Origin of the sequence: Mesorhizobium sp. B2-4-19 (genome assembly GCF_006441315.1) — a bacterium.
Classification (GTDB): domain Bacteria; phylum Pseudomonadota; class Alphaproteobacteria; order Rhizobiales; family Rhizobiaceae; genus Mesorhizobium.
The window spans coordinates 30,375-42,980 of the sequence record NZ_VFUV01000005.1; the positions used below are offsets into that span (position 1 = coordinate 30,375).

A 12,606-nucleotide genomic window follows, 5' to 3' on the forward strand; every position below is an offset into this window, starting at 1 on the left:
TCACATCGTCCCCATCAAATGGTCACGTGTCCAGGAAAGAGCGGCGGCGCCGGACGCCGCCGCACGATGGGCAAAGGCCGGACGATCAGTTCGCCACCGCGCTGGTGTCGGCCAGGTCTTGGAAAAATCCTGGAATTCCTTGGTGAAGAACTGCTGGTTCTCGGCCTTGTCGGCCCATTTCAGGTACTTCGCCGAATCCTCGAATTCCTTGGCCGACTGCTTCACGTCGGCGCCCATGATCTCATAGGATTTCTGCGGGTCCTTCTTGATCAGGTCGAGCGCCTCGAAATAGCTGTCGGCGAGCGCCTTGGCGGCGTCGGGATTGGCCTTGAGGAATTCGGGCGTGCAGCCGACCGTATCGAGCACCATCGGATAGTCGAGCGTGGTCGCCAGTATGTGGCCCTGGTCGGCCTTGTCGCGCACGGCCGAGATGAACGGCTCATAGGTGACCGCCGCATCGTTCTGGCCGGCGAGGAAGGCTTGCGCCGCCGCGTCCGGCTCCAGATTGACGACCGTCACGTCCTTGGTCGACATGCCGTTCTTGTTCAGCACCCAGGCGAGCAGGAAATAGGGCGACGTGCCCGGAGCCGAGGAGGCGACGCTCTTGCCCTTGAGATCGGCGACCGTCTTGATGTCATTGCGCACGACGATGCCGTCGGCTCCATAGGATTTGTCGAGCTGGAAGATCTGCTTGGTGGTGACCCCGCTGGCGTTCCACACCAGCCACGTCTCGACGGTAGTGGCGGCGCATTGCAGGTCGCCGCTGGCGATGGCGAGCGGACGGCTGGCCTGCGGCACCTTCTTCAAGGTCACGTCGAGGCCGTGCTTCTTGAAGAGGCCTGCCTGCTTGGCAAGCGTCAGCGGCGCGAAGCCGGTCCAGCCGCTGATGCCGATAGTGACCGATGTGGCGGCCATCACCGGCACGGACAGACCGGCGGCAAGCGTCAAAGTCGCGGCGAAAACGGCGATTCGGTTCATGTCGGTTCCCCTTTTTTCTCTGGGCGAAATTGTTCACAGACGCCTGTCGGCTTGTCAATCAACAGGAACGTGTTCGGCTGCTGCCTGTAGGCTCGCCTCACTACCCGCGTTGGACAGGATTGAAGCCCTGCCCACGGACAGTCGCCGCAACGGCGCTCGGCCGAAGAGCTGCGATCGTGTCAGTCGTCACCGTTGGTTGGCTCGCTCGGCTCAGCGGCTGTCGAGCATCCAGTTGCGGTTGCGCCACATTTTCTCGCCGATCTGGCAGTCGGCGGCGGGCTTGTCCTGCGCCAGTACCACCGGCGGGTGATCGCCCTCCTCCGCCGCCCATTGCGGTGAGGCCGGGCCGGCAAGCTCCAGCACCAGTTTGCGGCGAATGGCCTCGGGAAATTGCGTCCAGTCGTTGACCGGGATCATGAAGGCGCCCGGGCCGCCGATGACGCAGTCGCTGTAATAACGGTCGAGATCGTTGACGTCGTAGGCGCCGGAAAGGCCACCCCGGGTCATCAGCGGCAGGCCGTTGATGACGATGCCTTGTCTCACCACCCCGTCGCGGGTGAGATTGACCGGAGCGCCCTGGTTGTTGGGCCCGTCGCCGGAAATGTCGATGACGCGCTTGGTCCCCTGGTAGCCGCTTTCAGCGAAAAGATCGCTGCCGAATTCCAGCGCGCCGGAGATCGAGGTGCGCCGCGCGCTGTTCGGCGGCTGCGCGGACAGTTGCGCGACCACCCGCTCCGCGTCGGCTCGGGTTGCGATGACAGTCCATGGCACGATCACGCGTTGCCATGTGGTGCCGGCCCATTCGACATAGGTGACGGCGATCTTGCCATGGACGCCATCGGCGATCGCCTGCAGCACATTGTCATGCGTCAGCGCCGCCGCGTAGCCATGACGCTGGATCTCGAGCTCGTCCGCCGACATCGACAGCGAAACGTCGACCGCCAGCACCAGCTCGACATCGACCGGCTCATCCGCGCGAGACCCCGGCGTCAGCGAAAGCATCAGCGCCAGCGCGGCGCTGCCGGAAAGCAGATGTCTTGCGCGCGATAAAGCAGACATGCCGCGAGGGTAAGCGAAAACCGCCCGCTTAAAAAGACAAAAGCCCGGCTCGAAGCCAGGCTTTTGCAATGAGTCCCGTGGTCCGCCCGACCGATCAGCTGCGCGGCTTGAGGTTCTCCGGGTCATAGAGCGGCTTGTAGCCGACGCCTGCGACCTCGACGGGATAGGTCTCTCCGAAATATTCCACCTCTAGCTTGCGGCCTTCCTGCGCAAACGAATGCGGCAGATAGGCGAGCGCGATGTTCTTGCCGATCGTCGGCCCATAGGCGACCGAGGTGGTGAAGGAGCGGCGGCCGAGTTCATCGACCAGCGTCTCACCGGTGGCCGGATCCAGCACAGGCATCGTGCCAACGGGATAACGCGCCACGCCCTTGGAATCGGTGTTTTCGGTCATCACCAGCGTGCACAAAGTCGCCGGCTGGTGCTCGCGGGCGCGGTATTCCACATGCTTGGCCTTGCCGCAGAAATCATTCTCCTTGACCTTCGGACGCGCGAGATCGGCTTCCAACAGATTGTACTCGGTCAGAAGGTCGGCGTTCTGCAGGCGCAGGCTCTTTTCCATGCGGCGCGTGTTGGCATAGGTCTCGACGCCGAACGGCATGACGCCGGTCGAGCGCAGCGCGTCCCAGACGGCGAGGCCATCCTCGTAGCGCATATGCAGTTCCCAGCCCTGCTCGCCGACATAGGAGATGCGGAAGGCGGTGACATCCTTGCCGCCGATCCTGACCGGCTTGATCGCCGCGAAGGGGAAATTCTCCGGCGAAAGGCCCTCGGGATTCTCGACCACCTTCTGCAAGGTGGTGCGGGCATTCGGACCCCAAATGCCGATGGTGACGTATTTCTCCGTCACATCGGTGACGGTGACGTCAAAGCCTTTGTCCTGCGCGGTGCGCTGCATGTAGCGGAAGTCGCGCGGGCCGGCATCGGCGCCGTCGATGACGCGGCAGCGGTCGGCCATGCGGATGACGGTGAAGTCGGCACGCACCATGCCTTCCTCGTCGAGGAAGTGGGTGTAGATGCCCTTGCCGATGTTGTTGTCGCCGCCGATCTTGGCCGCGCACAGCCATTCCAGCAGCGCGACGTGGTCTGGACCTTCGACGTCATACATCGAGAAATGCGACAGGTTGACGATGCCGCAATCCTCGCTCATCGCCAGATGCTCGGCATTGGAGACGCGCCAGAAATGGCGGTTGTCCCACTCGTTCTCGCGTACGGGGACGCGATTGCCGTACTTCTCCAGCAGGGGCTCGTTGGCGGCGTAACCATGGGCACGCTCCCAGCCGCCCAGTTCCATGAAATAGCCGCCGAGTTCCTTCTCGCGCTCCCAGAATGGCGAGCGCCTGATGTTGCGGCCCTTGGAGAAGGGCTCGCGCGGATGCACCGCGGGATTGTAGACCTTCATCGCCGTCTCGGTGCAGCGATCCCAGATGAACTGTTCCTTCGTCTGGTGCGGATAGAAGCGCGCATAGTCGATGGCGTGATGGTCGATCGCGGTGCGGCCGTCCGTCATCCAGTCGGCGATCAGCTTGCCCATGCCGGGGCCATCCTTGACCCAGATGGCGACGGCATACCACAGTCCTCTCACCCTCTGGCTTTCGCCCATGGACGGGCCGCCATCGGCGGTCACCTGCAGCAGGCCGTTGAAGGAATGGCTTTCGTTGTAGCCGAGTTCGCCCAGGATCGGCGTCAGCTCCATGGCCCGTTCGAGCGGCGCCAGGATCTGCTCCATGTCGAGGTCGCGCTGCGACGGCGACAAACGCGCCTGGTCCTTCTCCAGAAGGTCGCGCGGATGGCAAAGGCGCGGGTTGTTTTCTTCGTAGTAGCCCCACTCGATCTGGCCGCCCTCGGCGGTCTTGGGGTCGCCGGTGTCTCGCATATAGGCCGAATTGCCCTGGTCGCGCAGCAGCGGCCAGCCGATCTCCTTGCCGGTACCGGCGAACTCATTGTAGGGGCCGAAGAAAGTCAGTGGATGGTCGATCGGCATGACCGGCAGGTCCTCGCCGACCATTTCGGCGATCAGCCGGCCCCAGATGCCGGCGCAGACGATGACATAGTCGGCCTCGATCGTGCCGCGATCGGTCACCACAGCGCTGATGCGGCCGTCCTTGACCACGAGCGACTTGGCCGGCGTGTTGGCGAAGGATTTCAGCTTACCCGACGCTTCCGCCTGGTCGACCAGCTTGCCGGCGACGGTTTGCGAGCGCGGGATGACCAGACCTGCGTCCGGATCCCAAAGGCCGCCCTGCACCATCCCCTCTTCGATCAGCGGGAACTTTTCCTTGATCTCGGCCGGCTCGATCAGGCGTGCGCGCGTGCCAAAGGCCTTCGCCGAGGCGATCTTGCGCTTGATCTCGTCCATGCGGCTGTCGTCGCCGACGCGCGCCACTTCGAGGCCGCCGATGCGGGCGTAATGGCCCATCTTCTCGTAGAAATCGATGGAATAAAGCGTCGTCCAGCAGGACAGGAAATCGTGGCTGGTGGTGTAGCAGAAATCGGAAGCGTGCGCGGTCGAGCCGATATCGGTCGGGATGCCCGACTTGTCGATGCCGACAATATCGGTCCAGCCACGTTCGATCAGGTGATGGGCGATCGACGCGCCGACGATACCGCCGAGGCCAATGATGACGACCTTCGCCCTTTTCGGAAACTCTGCCATTGCCCGCGACTCCAAAGTGATAAAGCGGGCGGACTATAGGGCGGAGCGATAGCGCTGATGAAGCCTGTTTGCGACATTGGCAAAAAGCCGAGCGACCAGACAGCTGCGGACAAGGCGATTTGTCGCCAGAGGCAACTCAAGCGCATTGGGTCGTTCGAAGGCGCTACGGCTGCGAAGCCTGCGCGGATTGATCTCCAACGGTTTCGCGCAGGATTGCCTCAAGCTTGACTGCAGCATCCGCGATATCTGACGCGTGGCCCAATCCCCCTCCATCCACAACATGCCGGGCGTTGTAATAGTCTGCTTTGTCGGCGGTGATGTAATCCGCAAGCTTCTTGTTGGTAAGGCGGCCATCGAACATCGCCAGGGAAGTGATGCGATAGGCTATTTGCGGATCGACCGCGAGTTCAGGATGGTCGACCAGATCGATGTTCAATGCCGAGCCCATGAATTGATAATTCTTTCGGCCGGTTATTTGAAGATAGCCGCGCCCCCTGTATCGGGCACCATCGCCACGTGAAGTGTTGCCGAGGGCGGAACCAAAAGGCGAATCCGGTCCATACCTCCCTTCCAGCGAAGCATCCGTCCCCATCTCGGTAACCGTCGAAAAAGAATTGGCTGTTTCAAACCTGATGGTTGCCAGAACGTATGCCACCTGGCGGATGTCTTGGGCTGACGCGTCCTTTGAAATGTCCTGGAAAAGCTGGGTCAGATTGTCAACGGTGCGTTGCGTGATGGTTCCGAATGCCTGTTTGTAACGCTCAAAGAAAACCTTCATATCGCTCGCGCTTACGGGAACAACGGGACCGCCAGGACGTGGCAGAAAAGGCGCATCTTCAGGCGTGAGTTTGCCGATCACGCCTGCCGGATCATCGATGAGCTGAATTTTCACCAGAAACTGCAAATTCCTGAGCGAAACCGCCGGATCGCCTGTTTCCCACGCTTTGAGAATAAGGGACCCCTTGTTCTTCTCGCGCTCCACCGCCAGATTTGCGCTCGCCTGCATGGAATTCGTCACCTGCGTGACCACAAATCCTGCAATGGCCGTTATCAGAACTGGCGTCAGCGGCGCTGATAGGAATCTATACCATGCCGTTTTCTCAACGAGTTCTGCTTCTTTCAGCTTTATGTCGGCGCTCTTCAGGCCAAGATCCGCCTCCTTCAGCCGGTCATCAATCGCGGGCTGGAGCCCTGGGCCAAGGGGGTTGCTGGCAGGCTTCTTCGCCGCGGCTTTGACCATCTTTGCTCACGTCCAGTATTTCGTGTGCCAAGTTTCGCAAGAAATCCGAGAAACAACCGAAACAAGAGAACCACAGAACGGTCTAAACAATATCCGTGCGGAAAGCAGCTGTCCACGCCCCATTGGCGGCTCTTCACTCCAAGACAACGCCAAATAAAGAAATATCGGCGGCATGGCCCCCGGCCGATTCATTTCCGTCCGGCCGCCGATGTCTTACGCGAAGGCCCAGATATCCTCGGCCTGGAAACCGACCTGGTAGCCCGCCGTCTTCAGCTTGACCACGACCTGGCCGATCTCCGCCGCCGGCAGTGCGCCGACTTCGACCTTGATCATGCCGGGACGATAGCGTTTCAGATCAAGCTGTTCGAAGACGATCCAGTCCGCACCCTCGCAATCGACGAGGAAGGCGTCGATATAGCTGATGCCGTTGCGGTCGAGCAGCGTCTGCAGCGTTTCCGACGGCACCTCGATATCCCTGAGGTGCGGTGCGAATTTGTTGAAATTGGCGTCGGCCTCGCCCCAGGCGTTCTTGCCCGACATCAGATTGGTGTCGGTGACCGAGGAGCAGCCGATAAACTCGATCGGCAGCGTACCGGCCTCGAGCGCCGCGGCATCGAAAGTGTGGACGGTGATCGTGCCCTTGGTCCTGGTCACTGCCACCGGCTCGATGATGAAGCGCTCCGTATCGGGATAGTTGGCGCGCAGGCGTTTCTGGTTGTACGGGATCGGCTCGACCAGCATGGCGCGGGCGCCGGCAATCCTGTGCAGCCACGGCGTCACATCGTCGAACAGCGCGCCGTCGCAGGCGCCGACATTGACCATCTGGAACGCCAGCCCTGCCCCGCCGAAGCGCGCTTTCAGCGCCGCCTTCGCCAGGAATTTGGTGCCGCGCAGCGACGGCCCGCGATCGAGCAGGCCCGAGGGAAGGCCGAGCGACAAGGCGATGCGCGCCAGGCTGGATAGCGAACTCATGGCTTGTCTCCCGGAATGACGTGCAAGGCCGCGCGGTGCTGGCCGCGGACCGATGCTGCCCACAGCGCCATGAACGGCGTTGCCAGCAGCAGGAAGGGCGGGATCAGATGCGGGAAATAGATACGCGTGTCATGGATCGGAAAGACCGTGAACTTCGCCAGCGCACCCAGCACCAGCGCCGCGAACAGGATACCTGCACGCCCCTCGAGCCGAAAACCGGCGCGGCTGGTGGCAAACCAGCCGACCAGTGCCAGCACCGAAACGCCGACCCAGCTGTTCAAATTGACGGCGCGCAGCAACGATGTCGCAAACGCCCTGAGATAGGCGGTGACCGAGAACGCCGGCTCGAACCCGTCCATATTGTAGTGCTGCTCGATGCTGGAGAACCACAGATGCGGCCACCAGCCGGGATGCTGGGCCCAGTGCGAAATGGCGAAATAGGCGATGAAGGACGCGGCAAAGCCGGCCAGCGCGCCCCACGCCCTCTGCCGGAAGGCGACCAGCATCACCGCGAATATGGCAAGGAAAACAATATTGTCCGGCCGCACCATGAAGGCGAGGAAGAGCAGGATCGCCGTCGCCGCCTCGCGGCCTCTGACATAGGCGTAGAGCCCGCCGAGCAGCAGCGCCGACGTCAGCAGGTCCGGCGTCGAAGCGCGCGCAGCATCGCCGAAATTAGCCATGATCAGCACCGCGCCGATCACCGGCGCCAAGGCCAGGGCCTTTTCCCTGTGCAGCCAAAGCAGCGCGATCGCGCCGAACAAGAGCACCGAAAACACCTGTACCAGCCGCATCGCCTCGACCGGCGACATCACCGCGCTCAGCGTCGACAGGATCTCGGCATAGAGGAATTTTATCCGGTACATGCCGAGCAGCGAATGAAAGTCGGCGGCATTCTCCATCATGTGGCTGCGGAAGCCGCCGCCATCATCGGTCAGCGCCTTGTAGTCACCCGCCGACACGCCTGCCTTGACGGTGCTGTAGGCATAATCATGCAGCGCCTGCGCGTCGGGATGGGCGCCCTCTTCGGCGATGGCAAGGTAGGGCAGCATGTCCCAATTGGCGTCGGGCATCACCCACGCCGTGAATGCCGTCAGAAGGATGTAGAGCGCGAAGGCTACCGCGCCGATGGGTGCGGCGAAGCGCGCATAGGTCCCCTCGCCCCACGCAAGACCGGTCTCGGTGAGTCGGTCGAGCGGGTTTTTCGCAGCGGGAGACTTGGTCAGCATCTTTTTGTGCTCAACGGACTCTCTTCTAACGGACCTGGCTTTTGACGAAATCCTTCACGATCGACACGATGCCGCGCGACAGCAAGCTGTCGAAGGCATCGGCGAAGTGGTCGACATGCTCGCGCTGACAGATCAGCGGCGGCTCGAGCCGGATGACGTTGCGATTGTATTCGGTAAAGGCGACGAGCACGTCGTAGTCGCGCAGCAGAAGCGCGCCGACAAAGCCTGACAGCGAGCCCTTCAGCTTGTCGTCGAGCATGCTGACCACCGGGCGCAGCACCATCGGCAAGGTCTGCGAGAAATCGTGGAACTCCAGGCCGACCATAAGGCCTTTGCCGCGCACGTCCTTGATGATCTTCGGGTACTTTTCCTTGAGCGCCTGCAGTCGCTGCAGCAGATAGTCGCCGGTGACGGCGGCGTTGTCGATCAGCCCCTCGTCATAAAGCACGTTGAGCGCCTCGATCGAGGTGACGCAGCCCTCGCCCATGCCGCCGAAGGTTGCCATGGCATGGATCATCGCCGTTTTCGGCGTGCCATAGGCCTTCATGTAAACGTCGCGTTTGGCGATCATCGCGCCGACAGCCGCCTTGCCGCCGCCGAGCGACTTGGCCAGCGCCGTCACGTCAGGCACGACGCCGTAATGTTCGAAGGCATAGAAGCGGCCCGAACGGCCATAGCCGCACTGCACTTCGTCGGCGACCCAAAGCACGCCATACTGGTCGCACAGCGCGCGCAGCTTCTGCCAGTATTGCGCCTCTGCCTGGATGATGCCGCCGCCGCCCTGGATGGTTTCGAGCACGATGACGCCAACCTCCGGATCGGAACGAAACAGGCTCTCGACCGCCTCGATGTCGCCGAAGGGAATGCGCATTGTATTGTCGGCCACCTTGAAATCGGCGCGGTAGAGCTGGCCGTCGGTGATGCCGAGCACGCCCTTTGTCTTGCCGTGGAAGGAATTCTCGGCATAGACGATTTTCGGCCGTTTCGGGCCGGCGGCGCGTTCGGCGAGCTTCACCGCCGCTTCCATCGCCTCCGAGCCGGACGAACCCAAGAACACCATGTCGAGATCGCCGGGCGAGCATTTGGCGAGGTTGTGCGCGAGCGCTGCCGCATATTGCGACATGAAGGCGATGGCGATTTCCTGGCGCTTCTCCTCCTGGAATTTTTTGCGTGCGTCCAGGATACGGGGATGGTTGTGGCCGAAGGCCAGCGAACCGAAGCCGCCGAAGAAGTCGAGGATCTTGCGGCCGTTCTGATCGATGTAGAACATGCCTTCGGCACGCTCGATCTTGATCTTGTGGAAGCCGAGCAGCTTCATGAAATGCAGCTGGCCAGGATTGAGATGCGCCTTGAACAGGTCGGTCATGAGAGCGACATCCATCGCCTTGGCCTGCTCGACGCTGATCAGGTCGGGCTTGGCTATTGCTGCGGGCGACAGTGCCGGCGCGCTCACCATGGTGCGCGCATTCGTCTGTTCGGGCTTGGCCATGACGGTCATTTCAATCTCCTGTCCGCGCTACGACCAGCGTCGTGCGCCACGAATTGTTTGGCGGGACCGCTATTCGGCGGGCACATGTTTGGTGGCGACAGCAGGCCCGCCCTTCTTGGCGCGGTATTCGCTGTAGGCGGCGATCAGCATGTCCTCGTCGCGATATTGCGGCACCCAGCCGAGCTGACGCTCGGCCTTGGACACGTCGAGCACGCATTCCTCGTCGGCGATCAGATATTGTTCCGGATCCATGATCGGCATGTTCACGAGATCGAGCAGGTCGAGCGTGCGCTTGACCGCCCAGCCGGGCGTCGGCAGCAGGATCGACTTCGAGCCGGCATGGCGGATCAGATCGCCGAGCAATTTCTTCACCGGCGGCGGGTTGAGCGAGCCGAGATTATAGGCCTCATTGGGCACGCCAGCCTTCCAGGCCGCGCGGGCAGCTTCCGCGCAATCGAAAACGGAAATGAACTGATAGGGGTTCCTGCCTGAGCCGATCATGGGCACTGGAAGGTTCCAGTCGATCAGCTTGAACAGTTTTTCAAGGATGCCGAGCCGACCTGGGCCGATGATCAGGCGCGGCCGGAAAAGCGAGATCGACATGCCGCGCTTGCGCCATTCGGCGGCGAGTTCCTCGGTCTTCTGCTTCGACCAGCCATATTCGCCGAGCGGCGCGACGGGATGCTCCTCGGTCATCGGCTGGGTGACCGTGTGGCCGTAGATCATGTCCGTCGTGTAGTGGACGAGCCTTGGCGCACCAGCCTTGTCCATGGCCTGTATGATGTGCTCGGTGCCATGGAAATTCACCGGGAAGAAGAAGTCGTGCCGCTTGGCGCGCACCTGGATCGGCGACAGCATCTTGGCCGACAGATTGTAGACCATGTCGTCGGCCTTGAGCCCGACGGCGGCGACCGACGTCCGATCAGTGACGTCGCATTGGACGAACCGGACGTTGCGGTAGTGCGCAAGGTCGCTCCTGGCGATGTCGGCGACGATGACCTCTTCGCCATCCGCCACGAGCTTGGGCGCAAGGTGGCGGCCGACAAAGCCGTCACCGCCGAAAATCACATGTCTCATCGAACGGTCTCGTTTGCAGGGATCTTGTCGGGCGTGATGGAAGCGGTCTGGTCCTCATGCCCTCGCTCGCTTTGCGCGATCAGCACCGTGCCGACGCAGATAAAGGCGATGCCGGCGATGCGCCAGCCATTGAGGTCCTCGCGAAAGACGAAATAGGCGAAGATGGCGACGGCGACATAGGCGAGGCTGAGGAAGGGATAGGCAAAGGAAAGCTCGACCTTGGACAGCACATAGAGGTGCGAGGCCATGGAAATCACGAAGGTGCAGAGCCCGAGGAACACCCAGGGGCTAAAGACGATCTGCAGCAGCTTGACGAGCGGATTGACGCCCTCGAACGAGATCGGCCCAAGCGACATCATGCCTTGCTTCAGCATAAGCTGCGCAGCGGCATTGGTCATGACCGTAAAGAGAATAAAGACGATATATTTCATGCTCGCGCGCCCACCCCCGTGATTTCCAGTAATACAAAGCCGAAAAGATTTCGTGAACTGACAGGACTGTTTTAAGTAAATCTTACGATTAACCGTTCGCTAACCACGATTCATTCCATTTTTATCTATTCGGCGGCCTCCACGCCGCGCCGCCGCAGGTCGATGCTGCCAGCCGTGCGCGCCCAGAAATCGGACATGAAGGCAGGATCGCGCAGCGCTTCCAGCCTCGGCCAGTCCGCAAAGGAAGCAGCAAAGATTGCCGCGCCCATGCGCGCATCCTTGTAGGGATTGACCGCCCCGCCGGCCGCGACCGTGATGCGGTCGAGTTCGCCAAGCAGGGCAAGCGTCGCCGCTCCCTTGTTGGGGAAATCCAGCGTCAGTGTGTAGCCGGGGCGCGGGAACGACAGCAGCGCCGGCGAGCGGATCGAACCGAAGCGCTTCAGCACGGTGAGGAAGGATCCTTGCCGCGCTCGCCGGGCCGCCGCGAGCAATTGCGGCACGACGCTGCGCGCCACCTCCTCCGGCACCACGCTCTGGTGCTGGAACAGCCCATTGGGACCATAGAGCCGGTTCCAGTCGCGCACGCTGTCGAGCGGAAAGAAAAAACCGTGGTAGCCGGTCTGACGCGGCGCGGTCGCGCGACTTTTATTCCACCGGTAGGCGGCGTTGAAAGCGGTCAGGAACGGCCGGTTGAGCACATTGAAGGGCGGCTGGAACGGCACGGAAAGATTGCCGCCGGGGCGCGAGGCCGCATGCGAGCCGTGCTCGGCATGGTTGCCGGTGAACAGCAGCCCACGCCCGCTGTTGCGGCCGCCGGCGAGTTGGTCGATCCAGGCCACCGCATATTCATTGGCCTGATCGGCCGCCTCGGCCAGATCGAAGAATTCGCCGAGATCACGAAACGGCGTCGTCTTCTCGACGATGTCGAGCGAAGGCACCCGCATCAGCCGGATCGAGGCCGAGAGCATCAGGCCGGTCAGGCCCATGCCACCGATGGTGGCCCGGAACAGGCGCGGATTGTCGGTGGCCGAGCAGCGATAGGTCTTTCGATCGGACCGCAGCAGCGTGAAGCTTTCGACATGACAGCCGAACGTGCCGCGCCGGTGATGGTTCTTGCCGTGCACGTCATTGGCGATGGCGCCGCCGAGCGTGACGAACTGCGTGCCCGGAACCACCGCCGGGAAGAAACCGTAAGGTGCGGCGTGCGCGATGATATCGGACAGGAGCACACCGGCATCCGCTTCGAGCACGCCCGTCTCGGCGTTGAAGGCGCGGATGTGGTTCAGCGTCCGCATATCGACGACCGTGCCGGCCTGGTTCTGGCAGGAATCACCGTAGGAACGCCCGTTGCCATAGGCGAGCAGCGAGGCTTCCTTCGCCTGCCCACCCTTCAGCAGCGCGATGGCATCGCCGGCGTGGATCGCACGCGGCGCCGGCGGCGTGGCAAGGCCAAAGCTCCGAAAGCGTTCTGACAT

At 62.1% G+C, this 12,606-nt stretch carries 10 protein-coding genes; all 10 read right to left on the reverse strand.

Translation table 11 applies throughout. From position 1 onward, the window contains the following. The 10 genes from FJ546_RS10760 to FJ546_RS10805 all read right to left on the reverse strand — a co-directional run bounded on the left by FJ546_RS10760 (position 1) and on the right by FJ546_RS10805 (position 12,606). A complete protein-coding gene (locus tag FJ546_RS10760; protein ID WP_246686808.1) occupies positions 1-978 on the reverse strand; it encodes an ABC transporter substrate-binding protein in 978 nt (325 codons plus the stop codon). Between the two features lie 210 nt (positions 979-1,188). Further along, positions 1,189-2,037: a DUF1194 domain-containing protein gene (locus FJ546_RS10765; RefSeq protein ID WP_140889317.1), complete on the reverse strand. Its 849-nt coding sequence runs from the start codon at positions 2,035-2,037 to the stop codon at positions 1,189-1,191. Between the two features lie 94 nt (positions 2,038-2,131). Next, positions 2,132-4,693: an FAD-dependent oxidoreductase gene (locus tag FJ546_RS10770; protein ID WP_140889318.1), complete on the reverse strand. Its 2,562-nt coding sequence runs from the start codon at positions 4,691-4,693 to the stop codon at positions 2,132-2,134. A gap of 163 nt (positions 4,694-4,856) precedes the next feature. Beyond that, complete coding sequence (locus FJ546_RS10775; protein WP_140889319.1) at positions 4,857-5,933, reverse strand: glycoside hydrolase family 19 protein; 1,077 nt, start codon at positions 5,931-5,933, stop codon at positions 4,857-4,859. Between the two features lie 213 nt (positions 5,934-6,146). Continuing rightward, entirely contained in the window at positions 6,147-6,905 is a 759-nt protein-coding gene (locus FJ546_RS10780) for an FkbM family methyltransferase (RefSeq protein ID WP_140889320.1), read from the reverse strand. Beyond that, positions 6,902-8,134 (reverse strand): glycosyltransferase 87 family protein, encoded by a 1,233-nt coding sequence (locus FJ546_RS10785; protein WP_140889321.1) that lies wholly within the window; start codon positions 8,132-8,134, stop codon positions 6,902-6,904. Before FJ546_RS10785 ends, FJ546_RS10780 begins: the two co-directional genes overlap by 4 nt. 25 nt (positions 8,135-8,159) lie before the next feature. Continuing rightward, the gene (locus tag FJ546_RS10790) at positions 8,160-9,590 is read right to left on the reverse strand and encodes an aspartate aminotransferase family protein (protein ID WP_181167904.1); all 1,431 of its coding nucleotides are present in this window, start codon (positions 9,588-9,590) and stop codon (positions 8,160-8,162) included. A 102-nt stretch (positions 9,591-9,692) separates the two neighbouring features. After that, on the reverse strand, positions 9,693-10,700 hold the full coding sequence (locus FJ546_RS10795) for an NAD(P)-dependent oxidoreductase (RefSeq protein ID WP_140889323.1): 1,008 nt from the start codon (positions 10,698-10,700) through the stop codon (positions 9,693-9,695). Next, positions 10,697-11,131 carry an EamA family transporter gene (locus FJ546_RS10800; RefSeq protein ID WP_140889324.1) on the reverse strand — a complete coding sequence of 145 codons (435 nt, stop codon included), beginning with the start codon at positions 11,129-11,131 and terminating at the stop codon, positions 10,697-10,699. Before FJ546_RS10800 ends, FJ546_RS10795 begins: the two co-directional genes overlap by 4 nt. A gap of 125 nt (positions 11,132-11,256) precedes the next feature. Beyond that, positions 11,257-12,606: an FAD-binding oxidoreductase gene (locus tag FJ546_RS10805; protein WP_140889325.1), complete on the reverse strand. Its 1,350-nt coding sequence runs from the start codon at positions 12,604-12,606 to the stop codon at positions 11,257-11,259.